Source organism: Novosphingobium sp. RL4 (assembly GCF_035658495.1).
Lineage (GTDB): Bacteria > Pseudomonadota > Alphaproteobacteria > Sphingomonadales > Sphingomonadaceae > Novosphingobium.
In genome coordinates, this window is the sequence record NZ_CP141945.1 from 573,496 (window position 1) to 596,043 (window position 22,548).

At 64.0% G+C, this 22,548-nt stretch carries 15 protein-coding genes and 1 pseudogene; 6 read left to right on the forward strand and 10 right to left on the reverse strand.

From position 1 onward, the window contains the following. The first annotated feature begins 22 nt into the window (after nucleotides 1-22). Nucleotides 23-982, forward strand: coding sequence for an alpha/beta hydrolase (locus U9J33_RS19720; RefSeq protein WP_185999911.1), 960 nt, complete (start codon nucleotides 23-25; stop codon nucleotides 980-982). Further along, the gene (locus U9J33_RS19725) at nucleotides 979-2,091 is read left to right on the forward strand and encodes a pectinesterase family protein (protein WP_185999912.1); all 1,113 of its coding nucleotides are present in this window, start codon (nucleotides 979-981) and stop codon (nucleotides 2,089-2,091) included. Before U9J33_RS19720 ends, U9J33_RS19725 begins: the two co-directional genes overlap by 4 nt. A gap of 22 nt (nucleotides 2,092-2,113) precedes the next feature. On the opposite strand, the gene U9J33_RS19730 is transcribed toward U9J33_RS19725, so the two are convergent. From U9J33_RS19730 to U9J33_RS19765, 7 genes and pseudogenes are all read right to left on the reverse strand, one after another. Further along, nucleotides 2,114-3,439, reverse strand: a complete 1,326-nt coding sequence (locus U9J33_RS19730; protein WP_185999913.1) for an MFS transporter — start codon at nucleotides 3,437-3,439, stop codon at nucleotides 2,114-2,116. An 83-nt stretch (nucleotides 3,440-3,522) separates the two neighbouring features. Then, nucleotides 3,523-4,317, reverse strand: a complete 795-nt coding sequence (locus U9J33_RS19735) for a hypothetical protein (protein ID WP_185999914.1) — start codon at nucleotides 4,315-4,317, stop codon at nucleotides 3,523-3,525. A 25-nt stretch (nucleotides 4,318-4,342) separates the two neighbouring features. Beyond that, a pseudogene (locus U9J33_RS24890) lies at nucleotides 4,343-5,660 on the reverse strand (Ca2+-dependent phosphoinositide-specific phospholipase C). Further along, a complete protein-coding gene (locus U9J33_RS19750; protein ID WP_324699771.1) occupies nucleotides 5,617-7,902 on the reverse strand; it encodes a TonB-dependent receptor in 2,286 nt (761 codons plus the stop codon). The pseudogene U9J33_RS24890 and the gene U9J33_RS19750 overlap by 44 nt, the downstream one beginning before the upstream one ends. Before the next feature lie 87 nt (nucleotides 7,903-7,989). Then, nucleotides 7,990-9,177 carry a TetR family transcriptional regulator gene (locus U9J33_RS19755; protein WP_292636578.1) on the reverse strand — a complete coding sequence of 396 codons (1,188 nt, stop codon included), beginning with the start codon at nucleotides 9,175-9,177 and terminating at the stop codon, nucleotides 7,990-7,992. 72 nt (nucleotides 9,178-9,249) lie between these two features. Next, nucleotides 9,250-10,920: a cation acetate symporter gene (locus U9J33_RS19760; RefSeq protein WP_186000165.1), complete on the reverse strand. Its 1,671-nt coding sequence runs from the start codon at nucleotides 10,918-10,920 to the stop codon at nucleotides 9,250-9,252. A 50-nt stretch (nucleotides 10,921-10,970) separates the two neighbouring features. Next, the gene (locus U9J33_RS19765) at nucleotides 10,971-11,312 is read right to left on the reverse strand and encodes a DUF485 domain-containing protein (RefSeq protein ID WP_054435986.1); all 342 of its coding nucleotides are present in this window, start codon (nucleotides 11,310-11,312) and stop codon (nucleotides 10,971-10,973) included. A gap of 159 nt (nucleotides 11,313-11,471) precedes the next feature. On the opposite strand from U9J33_RS19765, the gene U9J33_RS19770 reads away from it, so the two are divergent. Beyond that, the gene (locus tag U9J33_RS19770; RefSeq protein ID WP_185999918.1) at nucleotides 11,472-12,593 is read left to right on the forward strand and encodes a zinc-binding dehydrogenase; all 1,122 of its coding nucleotides are present in this window, start codon (nucleotides 11,472-11,474) and stop codon (nucleotides 12,591-12,593) included. Nucleotides 12,594-12,976: 383 nt separating this feature from the next. Here U9J33_RS19770 and U9J33_RS19775 read toward each other — a convergent pair whose 3' ends face one another. After that, on the reverse strand, nucleotides 12,977-14,842 hold the full coding sequence (locus U9J33_RS19775; RefSeq protein ID WP_292636580.1) for a methyl-accepting chemotaxis protein: 1,866 nt from the start codon (nucleotides 14,840-14,842) through the stop codon (nucleotides 12,977-12,979). A gap of 391 nt (nucleotides 14,843-15,233) precedes the next feature. Here U9J33_RS19775 and U9J33_RS19780 point away from each other — a divergent pair, with 391 nt between their 5' ends. From U9J33_RS19780 to rpoD, 3 genes are all read left to right on the forward strand, one after another. Beyond that, entirely contained in the window at nucleotides 15,234-15,626 is a 393-nt protein-coding gene (locus U9J33_RS19780; RefSeq protein WP_185999919.1) for a hypothetical protein, read from the forward strand. 158 nt (nucleotides 15,627-15,784) lie between these two features. Further along, nucleotides 15,785-16,477, forward strand: coding sequence for a cold-shock protein (locus U9J33_RS19785; protein ID WP_054435959.1), 693 nt, complete (start codon nucleotides 15,785-15,787; stop codon nucleotides 16,475-16,477). Between the two features lie 307 nt (nucleotides 16,478-16,784). After that, nucleotides 16,785-18,806 (forward strand): RNA polymerase sigma factor RpoD, encoded by a 2,022-nt coding sequence (gene rpoD, locus U9J33_RS19790; protein ID WP_324699772.1) that lies wholly within the window; start codon nucleotides 16,785-16,787, stop codon nucleotides 18,804-18,806. A gap of 147 nt (nucleotides 18,807-18,953) precedes the next feature. Here the strand turns inward: rpoD and U9J33_RS19795 are convergent, their stop codons facing one another. Next, nucleotides 18,954-20,846, reverse strand: a complete 1,893-nt coding sequence (locus tag U9J33_RS19795) for a tannase/feruloyl esterase family alpha/beta hydrolase (RefSeq protein WP_185999920.1) — start codon at nucleotides 20,844-20,846, stop codon at nucleotides 18,954-18,956. 302 nt (nucleotides 20,847-21,148) lie between these two features. Further along, a complete protein-coding gene (locus U9J33_RS19800; RefSeq protein WP_186000167.1) occupies nucleotides 21,149-22,471 on the reverse strand; it encodes a glycoside hydrolase family 1 protein in 1,323 nt (440 codons plus the stop codon). Nucleotides 22,472-22,548: the final 77 nt, after the last annotated feature.

Below are 22,548 nucleotides of genomic sequence, written 5' to 3' on the forward strand. Positions count from 1 at the left end.
TCGAGAAGCTGAAGGATGCGCGATGCCCAAGCTGTTCCGATCCGGCCTGACGTTCGCGATGGCGCTGATCGCCCTGCCGGGCTCGGCGCGCGAGGTGGACGAGAGCTATACCGTGGACCAGCGTTTCGCACAGTATCGCGACATCTACCCCGGCATCGCATGGCCCGCCGTGACATGGCGCGAAGGGCAATCGGTGCTGTTCGATCGCCCTTACAAGACCCTGGCAGCGCGGACGCTCCATCTTGACATCTTCGGGCCGGCGACAGCCAACGGACAGGGCATCGTGCTGGTCCATGGCGGCGCATGGCGTTCTGGCGCGAAGACGCATTTCTACGCGCTTGCCAACCTGCTCGCGCAGCGGGGCTATACCGTGTTCCTGCCCGAGTTCCGCCTCTCGGTCGAAGCGCCCTACCCCGCCGGGATGGAGGACGTGGCGGACGCACTGGCATGGGCAAAGAGCCATGCCGGCGAATTCGGCATCAGCGCCGATCGCATCGCACTGGGCGGTGCCTCTTCGGGCGGACAGATGGCCGCGCTGCTTGCCTATGCGGGGCCGGGCGGCCTTTACGGAGAGACGCGCAAGACAAGGCCCAACGCCCTCATCGACCTCGACGGCGTGCTCGACATGGCCGACCCCGAAGCCCTGCGCTTCGAGAATGCGGCAGGCCCCGATTCTCCCTTCGCCCGCTTGCTGGGCGGCAGCTTCGAGGCGATGCCGCAGCGCTGGCGCGAGGCCAGCGCCGCCAGCCATGTGGGGCCGCAATCGCCGCCCACCCTGATCGTCGGCAGCGGCATTGCCCGCTTCACGGTGGGCAAGGACCGGGTGATCGCCGCGCTTGACCGGAACCACGTGGCGCACCGCGAATTCGCCTTCGCCGGCGCTCCGCACGACTTCTGGCTGTTCGATCCCTGGCTCTCCCGCACCGCCGGGGAGATCGACACCTTCCTCCGCCCCCTCGCCGCTGCCGGGAGCCCGAAATGACACGCCTCCGCTTTCTCGCGCTGCCGCTCCTCGCGGCGATCGCACATCCCGCAGCGGCGGAGGCCCCCGCCACCGAACTGGCGGTGCGCCGCGATTGCACGGGAAGCGCCGCGCCCTGCTACACCTCCATCGGCATGGCGCTCGGTGCCGCAGCGCGCGATACGAGCGGGCGCTGGATCACGATCCGCGTCAGCGCGGGCGACTATGCGGAAAAGCCCGTCATCGCCCGCGACCGCATCCGCCTCGTGGGCAGCGGGCGCGAGAACACCCGCATCCATTTCGGCGCCGTCGCGCAGACCGCCAAGGCCTATCACCGCAACGGCTGGGGCACGCCGGGATCGGCCACGCTCACCATCAATGCGCGGGAGATCGCCGTCCGCGACCTCACCATCGAGAACACTTACGACTACCTCGCCAACGACCGCCTGCCTGATGGCGCCGAGAGCAAGATCGGAAACCCGCAAGCCGCCGCCCTGCTGCTCGACATCGCGAGCGACCGCGTGCGCCTCGACCGGGTAGCTCTGCTCGGCTATCAGGACACGCTGTTCGCCAATGGCGGCCGCGCGCTGATCCGCAAGAGCCTGATCGCCGGCAATGTCGATTTCATCTTCGGCAACGGACAATTGCTGATCGAGGATAGCGAAATCCGCACCCGCACGCGTGCAGCACCCTATACCCCCGGCGAATTCCAGTCCTTTGTGGCCGCGCCATCAACGCCGCTGTCGCAGGCCCACGGCATCGTCTTCCACCGCTGCCGCCTGACGCGCGAGGCGGGCGTGCCCGACCATGCCGTGGCGCTGGCCCGCCCGTGGCACCCCACCACCCGCTTCGCCGACGGCCGCTATGCCGATCCGCAAGCGGTCGGGCAGGCGCTGTTCGTCGATTGCTTCATGGATCGCCACATCCATCCCGACCACTGGACCGAAATGAACGGCACCGCCCGCGACGGCACGATGACGCAAGTGTTCCGGGCGCAGGATTCGCGTTTCGCCGAGCTGTCCTCCAGCGGCCCCGGCGCACCGGCCCGCGACATCGGCATGCGCTGGAAAAGCCCCATGGGGATCGCGGCGATCCGCCGAGAGATCATGGCCGAAATGCCGCAGGACTGACCGGAAGCCGCCGCTGCGGCCCTTATGCCGGTCGGCCCGGGGACCGGCCAAGGCAGTGGACGAGCAACAGGCAGGCAGAGCCGATAGCGGGAAGGCCGATAGAGGCCGCCAGCACCGGGTTCCCTGCGCCCGCACCCGCTGCCGCGCCCTCGCACGCGGAAAGGACGGCCGCCAGCAGCATGGTGCCGATGCCGGAGGCGACTTTGAGCGTGGCGAGAAACAGCCCCACCGGCAGCGCTTCTCCTCCGGCGCCCGAAAACCGGCCGGACTGCACATGGGAGGCCAGAAGCGCCCAGACCGCCATGCTCATGCCCGCCAGGCTCGCGCCAAGCAGGAACAGGCACGCCGTGGCGGCGGGCTGCCGGAAAGCGAGGGCGAACCCGGCCATGGCCGCGATGAAGCCGAGATGTGCCAGCGCGAGGATGTCCCGCGATGAGCGCCACCGCGCGGCGCTCATCCAGAGCGGAAGCGAGACGCCGTGGCCAAGCGTGATCGCGAACAAGGCCCATCCCGGCCATGCGGGCTCGCTCATGGTGGCGCGCCCCAGGAACGGCAATGCGCGCATGAAGAACGGCACCAGCGCGCCCTGAACGGCGACGATACCCAGTATCTGCCGATAGCCGCTGTCTGCAAGCAGGCTGCGTACCATCCGTACCGCGCCGCCTCGTGAGGGTTCGCGCCCGGTAGCTGGGAGATGCCGCGTCACCCCGCGGGCGATGAGCAGAGTTGAAAGATAGATCGTTCCCCCCGCCACGCCGAACGCAACGAAAGCGCGGCGCTGGTCCGAAGGATCGTGGATCGCCAGCACTTGCGCCAATGCCAGCCCGGTGCATCCCGCGCCGAGGGCACTGAATATCAGGCGCAGCGCCGAAATTCCGGAACTGTCCCGTTCGCTCGCCGCCATGCGGACCATCAGCGTGTTGTGGCCGACATCGCAAAGCGTATAGCCGATCCTGCTGCCGATCACGGCGGCCACCACGATGGCCGTTCGCGAAAACGCCGTGCCGCCCAGCACCGGCGCGGCGAAAATCAGCGCGAAGCAGGCGCCGCAAAGCGGTGCCCCGATGCCGATCAGCCGTGCCAGTCCGTCCTGCCTCCCGGTCCGGTCGGTACGGTAGGCTATGGCGAGATCGGCCAGCCCGTCCCACACCATGAGCAAGGTCAGCAACACACCGGCATGAGTGACGGGAACCCCGCCATGCAGCACCAGGAAATAGAGCAGCACGCTTTCGAAGCTGCTCCAGACAAGGCTCTTGCCCATGTTGCCGCTGCTGTAACCAAGCCTCATCGCCGTGGCCGCGCCGGGCCGCGCTGGCGGCGGGATGGAGGATTCGAACGCGGTGGCCATGCAGGTTGCCCTAGCCGCGATTGGCTTCGCTTTTTTGACGCCGTGGAAACAGCGGCCCAGCCGCATGAGCGGTGTCCGCGTGCTCAGCCCGGCAGGTCGGACAATATCCGCGCCCGCGCCATCGTGAGCTGGGCGATCACATCGCTGAGCAGGTAGGCGTCACGCCGCCGGGTCCAGGGCTGGGCGGAGCGAGGGTCGTAATCCACCGGAAGCGGCACCTCGCGGGCGGCGGCGGCCGCCATGCCGTTGGCGCGAGAGACCAGGATGCAGCGCTTCACATGATCGCGGTGCCCGACGACGGCGACCTTGCCCAGTGCCTGCGCCGTGCCGGCATGAGCGATCACGCCGCGCGCGACCCCATCGGTGCTGAGGTAGGTCTTGCGGCCATCCTCGCCCTTGGCGGGGTAGATCGGCACGACATCCTTCATGCCGTGCCTGTCGGCGAGGACTTGCGCGATTTCCCATTGCGCGTAGACCCGCACCTTGCGCAACCGCCGAATGGCCTGCACGGCATCGGCCAGCATCGCATTGATCGGCCCCGGTTCAGGCGCTTCCTCGCCGTCGGTAAGGCCGGTATCGGGATTCACCTTCCCCGTCGCCGAACGATAGCCGAAACTGTAGGCCACGACGCTGTCCGCCGCGCGAACCGGAAACATCGGATAGCCCCAGCGGAAACCGGCATCGGCGACATGAGCGGCAAGCTCATGGGCCAGGGCCTCGTCGCCCAGCTCGCCCTTCAGCGTCTGCGCCATGAGCCGTTCGAGCGCGGACAGGTCGCCGCCCGAAACACCGGCTTCGCCAAGCGCCTGCGCGAAAGCGGACGGAGCGGCCAGCAAGGTCGTCGGAGCACCGACAAGAAGCGCCCTGCGCGTGGTCATGATGTTCTCCAATGAATCCGGATATTCAGGGGCGGGGACAACCGGTCACGACCGGATTGCATCGCCAGCCGCGCGCCGACGGGGCAAGGTGATAGCCATTGCCGTAAATGTTGGGCGCCGTGAGATAATCGGTCGACACGATCTGCGCGCCACTGGCCAGTGCCGCATCCCGGCGGCCGGCGTCGTCGCGGCGGGCATCGCCGGTGTCGATATCGGCACGGGTGCGGACGAGATAGCCCTTGCGCACGGCATCTCGGATTTCGGCGCCATGCGTCAGCGCGTTATCGTAAAGCATGAACGCGGCATGGGCCATGCCCGGCTTGCCCTGCACGAAGGCCATTCGTCCTTCCAGCGAGGGCCGACCATCGAGATAGGGCCTGAACGCCGCCAGGTTCATCGCGGGCACCAGGAACAGGAAGACGAACTTGCCCCGCGCCTCGCCCAGCGTTGGCCAGCGCCCGGCGAGCACGGCGTCTTCCAGCCGCGGCATCGCGCCGCGCACGTCGTCGGGCGCGATCACGTTCCCGGCCGAGAACCTCGCGGATCGCCGCGTCCACTTCCTCGAACTGCGCCTTGTCGAACGGCGGTACCCGGGTGGCGCCCGGAATGACGCGGTCCAGTCCGGAAAGCTTGGGTTCAAGCAGGACGAAGACAGGGCTGTGGTTCGGTTCCGCGTCCGACCACTGGCGCAGCAGCGTCAGGCAGGACCGGAAGGTGGGGCACTGGCTGCGGAAGTCGAGGTCCGCCAGATGCAGCACTTTCAGGCCGGGCCGGGCCAGTTCGTCACGGTAGATCGGCGCAAGATCGGTCACGCCCCGGGCCCGCAGTTCGCGATAGGGCAGCGGATCGGCATAGGCCCCGCCCTGCGGATCGGGCTGGAGATCGATCTCCACGCTGCGCACGCCGCTGCGAAGCTGGGCCTGAAGCGGCATCTGCACATAGTCGAGCGCCTGCGCCATCCCGCCGAGGCCGCCGGGATGCTCGTCCTCCATGGCGGCGCGCTGCTCGGCGCTCATGCCGCCGGTCATCGCCTGCATGAGCGCACTGAGGCGCGGGGCCATTACCGCCATCGCGCGCGGGTCGGCCGGAAGCGCATAGCTGTTGTGCGTGCCCACCACCTGCAGCGCGTTGATCGGCAGCCTTTCCCCTTCGGCGGCCGGTGCGTTTACCGGCGGCGTGCCGAGCGGGCCGGCTTCGTCCGCGCTGACCATGGCCGCGCTGGCCCAGAGCGCGGCCATGGCGGCGATCGCCATGGCCGGTTTCATCCGTTTCATGCGTGCTCCCTCGGGTTCGCGCGGGTCAGAAGCTGACGTTGACGAAGCCGCCGACCGTGCGGCGCGCATTGGGCGACGTGTAGTGCAACAGGCCCAGCACGCCGTACTGCTGCCAGCCGGTGGAGAAGTACTTGTCGAACAGGTTGCGGGCGTAGACGCCGATCTCCACCGGGCGATCGGGCAGCTTCACGCTCACCCGGCCGTTGACCAGTCCGTAGCCCGGCACATGCGAATAGGCAGGCTGGCCCACCACGGTCCAGTATTCGCTGCGATAGGCATAGTCGGCATGGGCGCGCAGGCCGAGGCCGGAGCCGAACTCGTGATCGTAGTCGACCGCTGCCGTGCCGGACCATTCGGGCGAATTCGTCAGGCGCGAGCCGGTGTAGTTGGTGGTCGCATTGTAGACGTAGTCCGTGAACTTGGCATCGGTGTAAGTCACCGCGCCGGACAATTGCAGGCCGCGCATCGGCTGGACCACAAGGTTCCCTTCCACGCCCTGCGTGCGCAGGCCGCCGGCATTGCCGATGACCGTGGCGTTGATCGTGCCGCCCGATCCATCGGGTATCTGCGTCAGGATCGTGGCCTGGAAGTCCTTGAAGTCCGAACGGAACACGTCGAGGTTGAAGCGCAGGCGGCGTCCGAACCATTCGGACTTGATGCCGGCTTCCCATGCCTTGACCGTCTCGTCCTCGTAAGGCGCGTACTTGTTGCCGACGAAGGCGATCCCGGCCGGCTTGTAGCCGGTGGAATATGTCGCGTAGACCATGACATTGTCGGCAAGCTGATAGGTCGGCGCGATGCGGAAGGAGAAGTTGTCTCCCTTCACGCGGCCGAAATCATAAGCCGGAGCCGCGCTGGAAGCCACGAAGTTCGGCGTGTACCCGGCAATCGCCTGCGGGTTTACATAGACGTAATCGATGCTCTGCGAATTATTGTCGTGCGTGTAACGGCCGCCCAGGGTCAGGCTGAGGTGCGGGGTGAAATTGAACTTGAGCTGGCCGAACGCGGCCACGGTTTCGTTCACGGAATCGAACAGAGAGGCGTTTCCATCCTTGCCGATCGCCCCCGTCAGCGCGATCAGCGTGGGCAGCGGCGTGCCGGCGGCATCGTAGAGCGGCTGCCCGCCGGTCGACCACTGAAGCTGTGTCTGGCGAGCATGAAGCCGGTTGTAGAACGCGCCGACCAGATATTCCACGAAGCCGCCGGTCGGCGAGGCCAGGTGGATTTCCTGGCTGAACTTGTCGGTATCGAGCTGGCCGAGATTGAACGGGATGTAGGCGTAGCGATCGTAGGGCGTGAGGCTGGCGGGCGTCCAGTTGTCATAGCGGGTCGCGCGGTAGGCGGTGATGGAGGTCAGCTCGTGGTCACCCAGCTTCGCATTGGCACGCAGCGAGGTGCCGTATTCCTCGGTGATGATCTGGCCGAACGAGGAATCCGCGGTATCGGCGCTCTTCGGTCCGGGAACGACGCCCAATTCCTTGAGGATCGCGGTCACTTCCGCCGACTGGCCGGAAACCGGCGTGCGCACGCTGCTGTCCCAGTGGTAGGCATAGTCGCCCGAAAGCGTCAGGTTGAAGCTGTCCGACGGTTCCAGATAGAGCCGCGCCCGGCCGCCGTACTCGTGCTGCGATCCCACCTTGCGGTTCAGCGTCACGTTGCGGCCGAACCCGTCGAAGGCCTGGTCGAACCCGGAGACGCGCAGCGCGGCGATGGGGCCGAGCGGCACGTTCACGGTAGCGTTCAGGATGCGCTCGTCATGCTCGCCAAAGCTGGCGCTGCCGCGCAGCAACCATTCGCCGATCTTCGGCTTTGTGGTGGTCACCGCAATCACGCCCGAGGTGGCGTTCTTGCCGAACAGCGTACCCTGCGGCCCCATCAGCACGTCCACCCGGTCGATATCGACCAGCCCGGTAAGGCCGTTGGCACGCTGGCCGTCCATGACCACGTCGTCCACGACCACGCTGACCGACTTGGCGTTCGAGAAGTCGAAAGAGGTGCTGCCGACGCCGCGGATCTGGAACGCGGCGCCCTGGGTCGGGTCGAACTGCACCCCCGGCATCGTGTACTGCAGATCGGTGACCGAAGTGTAGCCGGTCTTGGCCAGCGTCTCGCCGTCGATGGACTGGATCGCCAGCGGCACCTTCTGGCTGCTTTCCGCGCGGCGCTCGGCCGTGACGGTGATTTCGGGCAGCGCGTCATCGCTGACGGGGGCTTCGGCGGCCTGCGCCGTCATCGCCCAGCACGGCGCGATCGCACCTGCCAGAATGGTCGAGAGAAGGTGGATACTGCGATTGCGCTTGAAGGCAGACATAGGGGCTCCGTCCTGTTGACCACGGGTCTTCAGGACGCGCCTCTAAGCGCGCTTCATGACTCTTTCAGGACAATCGTATTGGTTATTTCACTTCATTTTTCGTTCAATTAAAACACTCGTACTGCCGCCAGTGAAAGCGTGAACGAGATCCGGCGCGGCCTGCCATTCCGCCTCGGTCGCCAGGCTGCGCAGGCCGTTTCCGATGGAAGCCATGACAATCGCCTGGATGCGCGCCCGGTCGCTGTCCGTGGGAATTCCCAGCCATTGCGCATATTGGCCATGGACATTTTCCGCCCGCCTGCGCCGCATGTCGATCGCGAAAGGCCGGAATGCCGGATCGCCCAGCGCCGCCAGCGCGCATTCGTGCGTAAGACGGATGATGTCGCTGCTGCCCAGCTTCGCACCGCTGGCATGGATGCGGCTGCGCAGGCGGCGATAGACGGCCTCCACCCCTGCGAACAGGATATCGCGGTGCGTCGGAAAGTGGTGAGCGGCGCTGGAGGTCGCAACGCCCGCCGCCTGCGCCACGGTGCGGTGGGACAAGGCACCCACCCCCTGCTCCACGATGATATCGGCAATATTCTCCGCAATGGCACCCTTGGCGCCCTGCGGCGGAACCGCGGTTTCGTCATAAGCGGCCGAGGCCGGCACCGCGAGCCGTTCCACCAGCGCCATGTGCCACCGCGAACCGGCGGGATCGCCGGACGCCCCGCTGCCGCGCAGCATCGCACGCACGGTCGAATGGCGCAGCAGCCGGTAATCGGTCTCATCGGCCAGGAGAATGGAGAAGACCTGTTCGTCCAGACAGTAGCTGGCGATGAAATGGGCCAGTCGCCCGCCCAGCGGGGTGAGGGGCAGCACGTCTCGCCAGAGCCCCTGCCCCTCATCCAGCAGCGCGTCGATCGCGCGAAGCGATTGCGGCTCGCGGCTGGCCAGCAAGGCCAGTTCGCACGTGACGATCGCGGACGTGCGCCGGGAATGCGCGCCCTGGTCCAGCCATTCGCAGATGAGATCGGCCAGGCTCCCGGCGCCGAAAGGGTCGTGATCCCCCACCCGCTCACGCCATTCACGGCGCGCTTCGGCCATGAGTTCGACTTCGCGATCGAGAACGGCGGCGATCAGCGCCGCGCGGTCACCGATACGATAGCTGATCGAGCCGACCGAAATCTGCGCTTCCTCTGCGACGGTGCGCAGGCTCATGCCCGAGATGCCCCTGGCCGCAATCACCGTCCGGGCAGCATCGAGGAGGCCTGTGATATCGCTTCGAGATTTCATTCCGGCACTTCATATCGTCGTCCCCGGCCCAGTCCAGACGACGCTTCCGGTTTTCCGAAGGAGCCGGGGAGATCAGTGCGCGCTTGCCCCGGCGGCACCGATCCCGGTCTCGGAACGGACACGCTGCGCAAGATAGCCTGCACGATCCACCGCCGCGCGGCCGCTCCTGTCAAGCCGGGAAACGATCCAGATCGTGAAGAACGCCAGTGGCATCGAAAACAGCGTCGGCGAAGTGAAGGGGAACACCGGGTCGGCATGGCCAAGCACCGAGACCCAGACCGCGGGTGACAGGATCGTCAGGACAAGCGCCAGCGCAAGGCCGATCGACCCGCCCCACACAATCCCGCGCGTGGTGCAGCCTTTCCACAGCACGGACAGCAGCAGCACCGGAAAATTGCCCGAGGCGGCCAGCGCGAAAGCCAGACTGACCATGAACGCGACGTTCTGGTTCTCGAACAGGATGCCCAGCAGAATCGCGACGAGCGCGAGGACCACCACCGTTCGCCGCGATACGCGCAGTTCATCCTCGGAACTCGCCTCTCCCTTGCGCAGCACCGACGCATAGAGATCATGGCTGACGGCCGACGCACCGGCCAGGGTCAGCCCGGCAACGACCGCAAGGATCGTGGCGAAGGCGACCGCGCAGACGAAGCCGAGGAACAGGTTGCCACCAACCGCATCAGCCAGGTGAAGCGCGGCCATGTTACCGCCGCCTCGCAAGGCGCCCGTCGCCGGATCGAGGAAGGCCGGCTCGGTCGCGACCATCACGATCGCGCCGAAGCCGATGATGAAAGTCAGGATGTAGAAATAGCCGATCCAGCCGGTGGCCCAGAGTACGGACTTGCGCGCGGCCCGGGCGTCGGGAACGGTGAAGAAGCGCATCAGGATATGCGGCAGGCCCGCTGTCCCGAACATGAGCGCCATGCCGAAGGAAATCGCGGAAACCGGGTCCTTGATGAAATTGCCCGGCCCCATGATCGACCGCCCCTTGGCCGCCGCCGTCGCCGGGTCGGCGCCGGCATCGAGTGCCAGCGCCGCCTTCACTTCTACCGCGCGCGCGAAGAGGGCATCGGGCGAGAAGCCGAAGCTGGCAAGCACGGCGAAAGCCATGAGCGTGGCGCAGCCCAGGAGCAGTACCGCCTTGATGATCTGGACCCATGTGGTCGCGATCATGCCCCCGAACAGGACATAGAACGTCATCAGCACGCCCACGATCACCACGGCATAGGAATAGGGCAGCCCGAACAGCAGCTTGATCAACTGCCCCGCGCCGACCATCTGGGCGATGAGGTAGAACAGCACGACGGCGAGCGTGCTGGAAGCGGCAAAGAGACGGACCGGGGTCTGGGCGAAACGGAAGGATGCCACGTCCGCGAACGTGTAGCGGCCGAGATTGCGAAGGCGTTCCGCAAGCAGGAAGAGAATGATCGGCCAGCCCACCAGAAAGCCCGTCGAGTAGATCAGCCCATCGTAGCCGTCGGCGAAAATCTGGGCGGAGATCCCCAGGAACGATGCCGCCGACATGTAATCGCCGGCAATCGCCAATCCGTTCTGGAATCCCGTGATACCGCCTCCCGCCGTGTAGAAATCCGCCGTCGTACGGGTCTTTCGTGCCGCCCAGCGGGTAATCCCGAGAGTTGCCAGCACGAACACCCCGAACATGAGGATCGCAGGCCAGTTCGTCGGCTGCTGCTGCGTCTGCCCGGTCAGGGCGTCGGCGAATGCCGGCACGGGAACAGCCATGCCAAGCACAGCCAGAACCGATCCGGAGCGCACTGCGGCAAGGCGGCCGCTCACTTCGCGGCATCCTTGCGAATGGCTTCGAGCAGCGGATCGAAATCGCGATTTGCGCGGAAGACGTAAAAGCCGGTGAGCGCGATCCCTACGAGGATCACCCCGAGACCCACCGGGATGCCCCAAGTCGTGGTCGCCTGGCCGATCGGTTCCGCCAGCAGGTCCTTGCGAAAGGCTATCACGAGAATGAAGCCGAAGAAGACCGCCAGCATTATTCCCGCCAATTGCCAGCCAAGGCGAGACCGGCTTGCCACCAACTTGCGGTAACGCGGATCGGAGGCAATCGCGGACAACGACGTGGTCGTATCGGCTTCGTTCTGCACGTCCTCTACCCTTCCCATCTTCTCGTTGGCGCCAACTATGACCTCGGCAAACTGCAAGGCAATGTTATTGTTGGAAGCAGGCCGTTTTCTTGCCCGATCCTTGCGCGGGCCGGCGCGCTGCCTATGTTCCGCCGACTGGCGGCAATTTCGGCCGCGGCCAAACAAGCGGAGAAGGTCATGGGCTTCACAGGACGCGAACTGCGATCCACGATCGATGACGGCAAGCTGACACTGTCGCTGGAACAGGTGCGGATCGACGATCCCGCGGACGACGAGATCGTCGTCCGCGTGGAAGCCGCGCCGATCAACCCGAGCGACCTGGGACTGCTGCTCGGCCCTGCCGATATCGCGACACTCGAACGGCGCGATGGCGGAGACGGAAGCCTGACTTTCGATATTCCGCCGGCCCGTCTGGCCGGTGTCGCGGCGCGGCTTGGCCAGTCGATGCCCGTGGGCAACGAAGGCGCCGGAACCGTCGTCGCAGCCGGACGGAACGCCGCCGCGCTGGAAGGCAGGCGGGTCGGGATGATCGGCGGAGGGATGTATGCCGACTATCGCCGTATCAAGGCGAGCGAGGTGATCCCGCTGCCCGAAGGCGCGACGGCGGCAAGCGGCGCTTCGATGTTCGTCAACCCGCTCACCGCGCTCGGCTTCGTCGAAACTGCGCGGCGCGAGGGGCACAAGGCGATCATCCATACCGCCGCCGCATCGAACCTCGGGCAGATGCTGCAGAAGGTATGCCTGCGGGACGGCATACCGCTGGTCAACATCGTCCGTTCTACGCAGCAGGCCGACATTCTGAACGAGATCGGCGCCGCGCACGTGATCAACAGCAAGGACGACGACTTCGCCGCCCGGCTTGCGGAAGCCGTGGAGCAAACCGGCGCAACCCTAGCCTTCGACGCCATCGGCGGCGGGACGCTGGGCAGCGACATCATGCAGGCCATGGAACAGGCGCAGGTCCGCGCGATGCCCGAATACAACCGCTACGGCTCACCCGTGTTCAAACAGCTCTACATCTACGGCGCACTGGACACTTCGCCGACGATCCTCAATCGGCTGGCTTTCGGCTTCCAGTGGGGCGTGTCGGGCTGGCTGCTGTTCCCGTTCCTCCAGAAAGCCGGCCCCGAAGTCGTAGCCCGCCTGCGCCGCCGCGTGATCGACGAACTGACAACGACATTCGCCAGCAAATACACCCGCGTGATCGGATTGGCGGAAGCCCTGGAGCCGGACGTCCTGCAAGCATACGAGCGCAAGGCCACAGGCGAGAAGTTCCTGATCGACCCTTCCGCAGGTTAGCCCGCGATAGCAGATTCTGGCGCAGCGAGGCGGGTCCCCTTAGCACTCATTGCAGCCTCAGGACCCATTGATTGGCAGGCCGCTCATGCTCAGTCTCCTTGCGGAGCCTGAATCACATCGACCTCCGTCAATCAATGGGTCCTGAGCCTAGTCTCTCCCTTTGAATAACCGCGCACTATCTTGCGCTGTTTCCTCGGGATTGCGGCATCGCACCTCATATCAAAAATCAATAGATATGATGATTTTTCATTCACATAATTGATTATCGGCTATCGCACAAATCCGGGAGAACCTGCGACAGGCACAAGTTTGATGGAGGTTACCGCCCGTCCAAAGAACGGCAACCCTCCGATCCGCGCCTTCTTCGCGCCCTCACATCCCGGTTAGAAATCCATCCAGTCATCGTCCTGCCCGGTTGCCAACGCGGCCACCTTGGGGCTTCGAACTGAGATGGAAGGGATCGCCGCCCCTGCGCCGCGCGGCGTAGCGGCAGGAAACGAGCGCGGGGAATGGGACACGCCACCATTTCCGGTGCGGAACATTGCAGCGCGGTCCGAAAGAGCGGTGACTTCGCTGTTGAGAGTGCGCGCCGCTGCCGAGGTTTGCTCCACCATCGCCGCGTTCTGCTGCGTCGCCTGGTCCATCGTGCCGATCGCTGCGCTGATCTGCGTGATCGTCGATGACTGCACCTGATTGTCAGCCGCGATGTCGCTCAGCAGTGTATGCACCTCGGTCACGTCGCCCGAGATGTTCTGGAGCGCGCCGTCCACGCGCTGCACCGCTCCGACAGCAGTACCGATATCGGTCTGCGTCGCCGTCAATTGCTCCCGGGCTCGCTTGGCTTCCTCTTCCGAGCGCATGGCGAGCGCGGAGACGAGATCGGCCACCACCGCGAAACCGCGCCCTGCATCGCCTGCGCGGCCTGCCTCTACGGCAGCGTTCATGGCAAGAACCCGGGTCTGGAAGGCGATCTTGTCGAGCCCCTCGATCACCGAATCGATACCCTTGGCGCTCTCGCTGACGCGGCCCATAGCCTGCACGGCCTCATCGGCGATCGAGCGGCCGGTCTGAACCACACCCATGGCCCCATCGGCCCGCTGTACGGTGCGACCGGCGGATTCGGCGGTGGCGCGAAGGCGCTGATCCATCTGGGTGATGGCCGCCGAGGTTTCTTCGAGGCTTGCCGCATTGCTTTCGGTGCGGCGGGCCAGGTCCTCGGATGCCTGGGCGATCTCGCTGGAGCCGGTGCGGATCGTAACGGCGCTTTCAGCGACCGCACCGATGAGATCGCGCAGCGCTCCCACAGCCGAATTGAAGTTGTTCTTGAGTTCGCCATAGGCCGGCGGAAAATCGGCGTTGATCGACCGCGTCAGGTCGCCTTCGCTGATGGCCTGAAGGCTGGCTCGCAGCGTCGAGGTGACGACTTCCTGCTCCTTGGCGTGGCGCGCATCGATCTCGGCACGGGCTTCGGAGGCGACACGGAACTGCTCGACGGCTTGCGCTATCTCTCCGATTTCATCACGACGCTCACGATAGGGCACCGCCTGGTGGCCGCCTTCGGCAAGCGAGGTGGTGACCTCGGTGATCCGGCTCATCGGCGCGGCGACGGTGCGCACGAGCACGCGCCAGATGAGCAGAATCCCAGCGATACCGATCACGGCAAGGCCGGCGGAGAGCCAGGTCGTCAGTTCGGCAGTGGCTTGCCCCTGCTCGGCTCGGCGGCTCGAAAGCTCGCGAACCTTGTCCACCAGAGCATCCGTGCGCGTCGTCACATCGCGCGAGGCAGCGCGACCATCGGTGTTCATCAACGCCAGCGCGCCCTCGAGATCGCCCGCGCTTCGCAGGTTCAGCGTGCGCTCGTTCACTGCATAGAGGCTATCGATCCCGCTCTTGAGCCGGGTAAGGTCGCCTGCCAGACTGACATCGGCTACCTGGCTGTATTCTTCCACCGCCTTGTTGAGATCGGCCCGCGCGGTGTCATAGCGCTGCTTGAGATCGCGCGCTTCGCCGGCGTCTTTCGCGATGTAGCTGGCATAGACCAGCGAGCGAAGCGCCTGCGCATTGCTGATCACCGCTTCCAGCGCCGACATGCTGGCGATGCCGTGATCGACGTGGCTTTGGGCGATAGAGTTCATGGTCCTTGTCGAAACAAGGCCATTGATACCCACTACGCTCAGAAGCGCGATGAGCAGGCTGAAGGCTGCCAGCAGCTTTTTAGAAAGCCGCCAATTGTTCAGAAAATCGAGCAAGGTAAATTCCTCGGGCCGGGGGGAGAACGAGCGCTTCACCGAACGCCTATATATCCCGCCGTTATAGACACTTGGACTTGCCCGTTCGGCCGCCCCTCCTTCACCGTACACGGGAATCATCGGAATTCAGGATCCGCGGCATTCATTCTCCTGCCGGGAAAACCGCGGAAATCCGCCCATTCACCGGTGGCGATTGGAAATCCTGCATAGCCATTCAATATGGGTTCGCATCACAGGCATCCCCCGACGTGCCCTGCCGCATGGCAAGGCCTGACCATCGATCCGATCGATCAAAGTCCGCCGAGCCACGCCTTGCCCGTCCTTTTCTCATTCTCAAGACAGAATCCGGGCGGCTGCGATTCCCTTCGCCCCGCAAGCGCAAGCTGGCACCATGGCTCGCCACACCAAGATTTTCACCGCGATGCGAAGCGACGGAGTGTTGCAGGTATCGTATTTCCTGCCCCGCCGAGCCCGATTCAGCCGGATTTTTCAAGGATTCCCGGTAAACTGCCGCGCCGATCTCGGAAAACCTCACTGTACGAGGCTCTCGGATGGTCTGATAGGAAATTCGGTGCTATGGGGCAGCGATGCAGCGAGACAAGTCCAAAAAAGGCGCGCCAATCATGATGCACGCGCCGTGATGACCGTTAAAGGAATCAAGACATCGATCGCCGCGCCCCACAATATGCACCTGCAATTGCAGGAAATATTTTCGAACCCAAAGGCAAAATTGCCCGGGATTTTGGCAAATGCAGCATTTACGTGCCAAAATATTTCGAAATAGATATACATCATTAAATTTTTATCTGACAATCAGCCACAGGGTATCACAGCCCTGTCAGAACACTTCGTATTGTAAGCTGATTGTTATTACGCCCGGCGCGCCGCGTTCAAGCGCATGGGCCATTTTTTCACCGAGCGCAACGAAGGTACGTTTTAGTCATGTCTTTTGACAGAGGAAATCGCGGTAACGGCCGTGACAGGTTCGGTGGTGGCAACGACCGTTTCGGCGGCGGCAATGACCGTTTCGGCGGCGGTAACGACCGCTTCGGCGGCGGCAACGACCGTTTCGGTGGCGGGCAGCGCGGCGGCTTTGGCGGTGCGCGTAGCGGCGGTTTCGGCGGCGGCGGCCCTCGCGGCGGCGCTCCTGCTCAGGTCATCGGCGAGGGCAGCGGCGTGGTCAAGTTCTTCAACGCGGATAAGGGCTTCGGCTTCATCCAGCGCGAAGATGGCGGCGACGATGCCTTCGTTCACATCAGCGCCGTTCAGGACGCCGGCCTCACGACGCTTGCCGAAGGTCAGCAGCTTGAGTTCCAGCTGGTCGACCGTGGCGGCAAGGTCTCCGCAACGAATCTCTCGATCGTCGGCGAAGTCATCACCGCCACTCGGCGGGAATCCGCGCCGGCACAGCGCCAGTCCACGGGCGAACGCGCCAGCGGCACGGTCAAGTTCTTCAATGCGTCCAAGGGCTTTGGCTTCGTCAATCGCGATGACGGCCAGCCCGATGCCTTCGTGCACATCAGTGCCGTAGAGCGCTCGGGCCTGTCCGGCCTGCATGAAGGCGATCAGATCGAGTTCGAAATCGAGATCGATCGCCGCGGCAAGTCCTCGGCGGTCAATCTGGTCCTTCGCTGAGGTCCGCGGGCCTTGGCCGGTTTCCACCGGCCAAGGCCATGCTCTGGCGGCTGATCGGAATCACGAACTACAGCCTTCTTTATGCCCCGAGACATGAAAACGCATGGGCGTCATTGCCTGCGGCCTGCTTGATACCCATGATAGAGACGGGAAAGCTGTCGGCGTTCAAAATGGCCCTTGCCGGTTTGCCGTGTGACAGATCGCTGGCGCTTTGCCGCTGTGTCAGGCAATGCACTTTCAGACCGACGTCTTTGTCCTGGCGGAGCAACGCCGCCGAAGGCGCACAATGGATAAAAAGCGAACAAGAATGAGCAACGAAGATTATGGCGCGGAGAACGACGCACCGCTGATCGATTCCGGCCGGGGCTCGGTCGAGCGATTGATCGCGCGGGCCAAGCGCCTCGGTGTCATATCCGTCAGCGAATTGAACGCTGCGCTGCCGCAGGACCAGATGTCTTCCGAACAGATCGAGGACATCATGGCCGCGATCTCGGAAATGGGCGTCAAAATCGTCGAAAATGAAGACGATGACGATGCGGCCGATGCCGAGCCGGAACTGGACGCGGACGAGGATCGCGACGGAGACAGCGGTTTCGCCGAAAGCGGCGAAGGCACCCGACGCCGCGCGGCCGACAGCAAGAGTGCGGAAGCCCTCGGCCGGAGCGACGATCCGGTTCGCCTGTACCTGCGCGAAATGGGCGCGGCGGAGATGCTCAGCCGAGAGGGCGAAGCCGCCATCTCCAAGCGAATCGAAGCCGGTCGCGACATGATGATCCTGGGCCTGTGCGAGAGCCCGATCACCTTCCACGCCATCATCCAGTGGTCGGAAGCGCTCAACAACGGCGAGATGCAGCTTCGCGAGATCCTCGATCTCGACGCGATGCTTTCGAAAGAGCCCGCGCCTGAAAGCCTGACGGAAGACGGCGACGACGACGGCGAGATCAGCGAAAAGACCGCCGGTCCCTCCTTCAAGGACGAGGACGACGTCGAGGAGGAAACCTCCGAGGTCGACGAGGACGGCAATCCGATCCCCAAGCGGCAGGCCGAGGAAGAGGAAGAAGACAACACCCTCAGCCTCGCGCAGATGGAAGCGGCCCTCAAGCCCGAAGCGCTTGAGAAGTTCATCCTCATCACCGAGCTGTTCCAGGCCTTCGAACGCCTCCAGTCCGAGCGCCTCGACGCGCTGGCGCTGGGCATCGATTTCCCGGCCGCCAAGGAAGACCAGTACCAGCAGCTTCGCGAAGACCTCACCGCGCAGGTCGAATCGGTGAAGTTCCACGCGTCGAAGATCGAGTATCTCGTCGACAACCTCTATGCCTTCAACCGGCGCCTCACCACGCTGGGCGGCCAGATGCTGCGCCTTGCCGAGCGTCACAAGGTCAAGCGCGCAGACTTCCTCGAAACCTACATGGGCCGAGAGCTGGACGACACCTGGCTCGCCGACATGGCGAAGAAGGACAAGAAGTGGGCCGCCTTCGCCGAGGCCGAGGCCGATCCTGTCGAACGCATCCGCTCGGAAGTCTCGGACATCGCCGCCACCACCGGCATGGCGCTTCCCGAGTTCCGCCGCATCGTCAACATGGTCCAGAAGGGCGAGCGCGAGGCGCGCATCGCCAAGAAGGAAATGGTCGAGGCGAACCTGCGTCTGGTGATCTCGATCGCCAAGAAGTACACCAACCGCGGCCTGCAGTTCCTGGACCTCATCCAGGAAGGCAACATCGGCCTGATGAAGGCGGTCGACAAGTTCGAGTACCGCCGCGGCTACAAGTTCTCGACATATGCCACCTGGTGGATCAGGCAGGCGATCACGCGCTCGATCGCGGATCAGGCCCGCACGATCCGCATCCCGGTGCACATGATCGAGACGATCAACAAGCTGGTCCGCACCAGCCGCCAGTTCCTTCACGAGCAGGGCCGCGAACCCACGCCGGAAGAAATGGCCGAGCGCCTGTCCATGCCGCTCGAAAAGGTGCGCAAGGTGATGAAGATCGCCAAGGAGCCGATCTCGCTCGAAACGCCGATCGGCGACGAGGAAGATTCGCATCTGGGTGACTTCATCGAGGACAAGAACGCGATCATCCCGGTGGACGCGGCGATCCAGGCGAACCTCAAGGAGACGGTGACCCGCGTCCTTGCCTCGCTCACCCCGCGTGAGGAACGCGTGCTGCGCATGCGCTTCGGCATCGGCATGAACACCGACCATACGCTTGAGGAAGTCGGCCAGCAGTTCTCGGTTACCCGCGAACGTATCCGCCAGATCGAAGCCAAGGCCCTGCGCAAGCTCAAGCACCCGAGCCGGTCCCGCATCATGCGCGCTTTCCTGGATTAAGCCAGACAAGGGGGGCCGCAGGCATCCAGTCTGCCGCCCCCTCCTGGGCATTCCCCTTTCAGCGAACCGGGCCGCCCGCGCAGGCTTTCACAGCAACAGTCAAGCGCAGTCGAGGGGGAATTCCAGAGCCCCCCCTTCCCCGGCCGGTCAGATTTTCGGGCCGATGACTCCTGCCTGCCTTCCGCTCTCGCCGATTTCCAGCATTCTGCGATCGTTGGCGGGGCATTCCCAGTTTGCGCCGTCGTTGACATCGCCAGCGCCTTTGTACCGCGCCATTGCCGGATACTTGCAGAGCGGCATGGTCCGTCCCGGTGCCTTCGAGAAATCCTTCACGCCAAATCCGTTGACCGGATAGAGCGTCGCCATCAGCGCGTCGGGAGCCCGGCCGTTTTCAACCCACTTCTCCATTGCTCCGATGGCATCGAACGTGTTCGGGCCAATGCCGCCCATACTGCAGTGCGGCGTTCCGGGCAGCCCGAACAGACGTACGCTCTGCTGCACCTTCGCATAACCGCCATGGCGCGATGCAAGCTGGTTGTAGAGGTTCGTCGAAGCGTAAGGGGTGAGTACGTTGTCGGAAAGATTGTGCCAGATCAGCAGACGCGTCCTGGACTTGAGCAGATTGTCGAACCCCTCCGGCCGGTGCCCAATGCCCGAAAAGGCCTTGCGCCGCAGGAGCGCAACTTCCGAACCGGGCACGACGATGTGGAAGTTCGAGACCTGACCGGTCCCTCCACTGGCGAAGCTGACGACCGAACGCGTATGGAAATTGCGATCGTTGTCATGGACGAAGACCTTGAGCATGGCATCGGCAAGGGGCCAATATCCGTTGTTCGCGACATCGCCATTGTCCGAGCCCGGAAAAGGTTCCGCGGCCGAAAGGTCTGCAGGACGCTTGGGCGTAATGAACGACGTTCCCTGCAATTCACTGACGGCAAGGCCCGGCTGCACGACCGCGCCGCGTTCATCGGTGACTGCACTGATGAGCGTGCTCACAGTCTCGACCTGTTCTTTGGTAAAGCAGGTGCCCGATGCTTGCCCCGGTTTGCAGATCGGCAGATCGCGTTCCGGTCGGAAATTACAGGCGGCCGGGTTCTGGATCAGCCCATCCTGAACGCCGTCGAGCTTGTCGCATTGCGCCATGACGATGGGCTGGATCAGGGAAACGAGAGCAGGCGTCACTTGCGCCGCCGGTGATCGCAAGGACGCGATCGGGACACCGGCGAATTGGAACGCCCCACCTGACGTGTTGTAGGGCGATCCCGCTATGATGCCGTCGAATGCTTCAGGAAACAGGCTTGCGGCGACAAGCGCATCGCGTCCGCCGCCGGAACAGCCGTTGAAATAGGAATAGGCGATCGATTGCGGCCGGTTTCGCAGCGAACCGTAGAACGCTTTCGTGAAGTCCTTCCCCATTTTCGAGAGCACTTTGTCTGCCCGGTAGTAGAAGTCCTCTATCGCGTCTTCATCCACTTCGCCCGACGGCTTCACCGCCCAGGTTCCGCCGGCCATTCCGGTGTGCCCCTCGTCAGTCGCGAAGATCGCGTATCCCTTTGTGATCGCGTCCATCGGTTTGCCCTGGCTCGTAATGACGATCGTCGGCATGGCCGGATCGCTTACGAAGAACTGGCCGCAGTGCCCCGAACAGCCGACCTGCATGTACTTCCCGTTCCAGTTGGCCGGAAAAGTCGCCATGAAATTCGCGGTCTTGCCGGTTGCAGGGTTGGTCACGAAGCTGCCGACTGCCTGACAGAATGCAGGCGTCGTGGCGGTCGAAGCGTAGAACCTTGCGCCTCCAGGCACCGTTGCGCCATTGGGAATGGCCTTTACCGTAACACCCTGGCCCAGCACGGATGCGACGTTTTGCAGTGCTGCGGCGCTGCAGGCGGCAGCCAAAGTCTCGTCATTGATCGAAGAGGGCTCCGGCCCTGAGGCAGCAACCGGCAGCGGGGCGTCGCTTGTACTGCAACCCGACAAGGCAATCGCCAGTACGCTGCAGGCCACATACCGTGCGCGCGTGAAATCGCGATATCCGATCATTTCGTTCTCCCTCCCGATCCGCCGCCCTTGCAGGCAGCTTCGGCATTATTTTTACCGACTAATCGGTAGATAATTTAGACCGAGGGGAGTTACAACGAATTTATTGCCGGGCCAGAAATAGTCCGCGGCCTCGGACAATGCGGTTTCCAACGCCAAATTCGGGATCGGCACGTGCCGGAGAGAAACCGCTTGTTCGTTTCTCAAAGGAAGGAGGTTCTGGCCTGAATACCAAGCGCCGCGATACCGCAGCGCCAGGCGTTGCAGTATCGCGGTAAATTCGCGTGGTTCCGCGGGCCGCGCCCTCAGACCGCGTTGGCGCGGATGATTTGCCGGTAGACGGCAGCGCTTGGCTTGAGCTTACGCGCGTAGGTCTGCCGGTCGACGGCGGCCAGCCCGAACTGGGGCTTATAACCTTGAAGCCACTCGAAGTTATCGATCAGCGACCAGTGCATGTAGCCCATAACGGGTACGCCCGCATCCATCGCATCGTGAAGCTGGGACAGGACCTGCGGAATGTACCAGGCGCGCCTGCGATCATCGGGTGTTTCGAGGCCGTTTTCCGTTACGAAGATCGGCTTTCCGGTCTGCTGGTGAACATATTCGACCGTATTGCGCAGCGCCTGCGGCTGCTTGATCATCTCTTCGAGATGCGCGCGATCAACGTAAGGCATGTCCGGGAGATCGGGAAGCTTGGCACCCTCGCCCGGAATCCGAACCTGCCGATAGGTCTGCACCCCCACGAAGTCTCCAGAGCGCTTGGCAACCTCCAGCCAGTCTCCATAAGCGGCCTTGCGCAGTTCCTGGTGCTTCGCGCCTTCGTTCGCGGGCTGGAAATCGACGAGGTTCAGCGTGACGCCGGTCGGAAGATCGCCCCGCGCCGCCTTGATCGCCTGCACCGATTTTTCATGGGCGGCCATGAGTTGCGGCGTCATGCCCTTGATATCGGGATGGTTCATCGTGACGAAGCGCGCGCTACCCGTCACGCGCGCAGCCTCCCGGTGTGCGGCCTCCTGCGCCTCGTCCAGCTTTCCGAAGTAGGCCTGTGACTGGGGCATGGTCCGATAGGTGAGGCCGACCTGCGGCTCGTTGATCGTGCAGGCAACGCCGATGATCGACGCAAGCTGACGCGCGGCCCGGTCACAATAATTGGCGAACAGGTCCGGCGAATCCGGATTGAGCCAGCCTCCTGCCTCAGCGAACCAACGAGGCGCCGCGACATGATAGAAGGTCATGACGGGCTCGATCCCCGCTTCGCGCAGAGCTTCTGCAAAGCGGCGATAATAGTCGATCTCGGCTTGAGAAAACTGACCTCTCGTCGGCTCGATGCGGGACCATTCGATGGAAAAGCGATAGGAATTGAGCCCGATCGCCTTCATCACCGCAATGTCTTCCCGCCAACGGTGATAGCTGTCGTCGGCATCGCCGGAAAACTCCGCGAACGTCTGCGGCTTGACGTGCTCCATCAGCCACAGATCCGCGTTCACGTTATTGCCTTCGATCTGGTAACCCGCCGTCGAAGCGCCCCAGCGAAAGCCTTTGGGAAACCGGCGCGAAGCCGGTGCGGCCAGTGCGGCGGATGCGCCGATGCCAGCAGCGCCCGCGACCATTGCAGCAGTCGCAGCCATTGCCTTGCGGCGGTCGAAACGAACCTGTCGATCCTCCATAATCTCTCTCCCATTCGATCTATGTTCTTTGTCGCGAC

Excerpts from the sequence above, each read along its gene's own strand:
- U9J33_RS19720 (WP_185999911.1), top strand. The coding sequence starts at position 23 with ATGCCCAAGCTGTTCCGATCCGGCCTGACGTTCGCGATGGCGCTGATC.
- U9J33_RS19725 (WP_185999912.1), top strand. The coding sequence starts at position 979 with ATGACACGCCTCCGCTTTCTCGCGCTGCCGCTCCTCGCGGCGATCGCA.
- U9J33_RS19730 (WP_185999913.1), bottom strand. The coding sequence starts at position 3,439 with ATGGCCACCGCGTTCGAATCCTCCATCCCGCCGCCAGCGCGGCCCGGC.
- U9J33_RS19735 (WP_185999914.1), bottom strand. The coding sequence starts at position 4,317 with ATGACCACGCGCAGGGCGCTTCTTGTCGGTGCTCCGACGACCTTGCTG.
- U9J33_RS19750 (WP_324699771.1), bottom strand. The coding sequence starts at position 7,902 with ATGTCTGCCTTCAAGCGCAATCGCAGTATCCACCTTCTCTCGACCATT.
- U9J33_RS19755 (WP_292636578.1), bottom strand. The coding sequence starts at position 9,177 with ATGAAATCTCGAAGCGATATCACAGGCCTCCTCGATGCTGCCCGGACG.
- U9J33_RS19760 (WP_186000165.1), bottom strand. The coding sequence starts at position 10,920 with ATGGCTGTTCCCGTGCCGGCATTCGCCGACGCCCTGACCGGGCAGACG.
- U9J33_RS19765 (WP_054435986.1), bottom strand. The coding sequence starts at position 11,312 with ATGGGAAGGGTAGAGGACGTGCAGAACGAAGCCGATACGACCACGTCG.
- U9J33_RS19770 (WP_185999918.1), top strand. The coding sequence starts at position 11,472 with ATGGGCTTCACAGGACGCGAACTGCGATCCACGATCGATGACGGCAAG.
- U9J33_RS19780 (WP_185999919.1), top strand. The coding sequence starts at position 15,234 with ATGGCTCGCCACACCAAGATTTTCACCGCGATGCGAAGCGACGGAGTG.
- U9J33_RS19785 (WP_054435959.1), top strand. The coding sequence starts at position 15,785 with ATGTCTTTTGACAGAGGAAATCGCGGTAACGGCCGTGACAGGTTCGGT.
- rpoD (WP_324699772.1), top strand. The coding sequence starts at position 16,785 with ATGAGCAACGAAGATTATGGCGCGGAGAACGACGCACCGCTGATCGAT.
- U9J33_RS19795 (WP_185999920.1), bottom strand. The coding sequence starts at position 20,846 with ATGATCGGATATCGCGATTTCACGCGCGCACGGTATGTGGCCTGCAGC.
- U9J33_RS19800 (WP_186000167.1), bottom strand. The coding sequence starts at position 22,471 with ATGGCTGCGACTGCTGCAATGGTCGCGGGCGCTGCTGGCATCGGCGCA.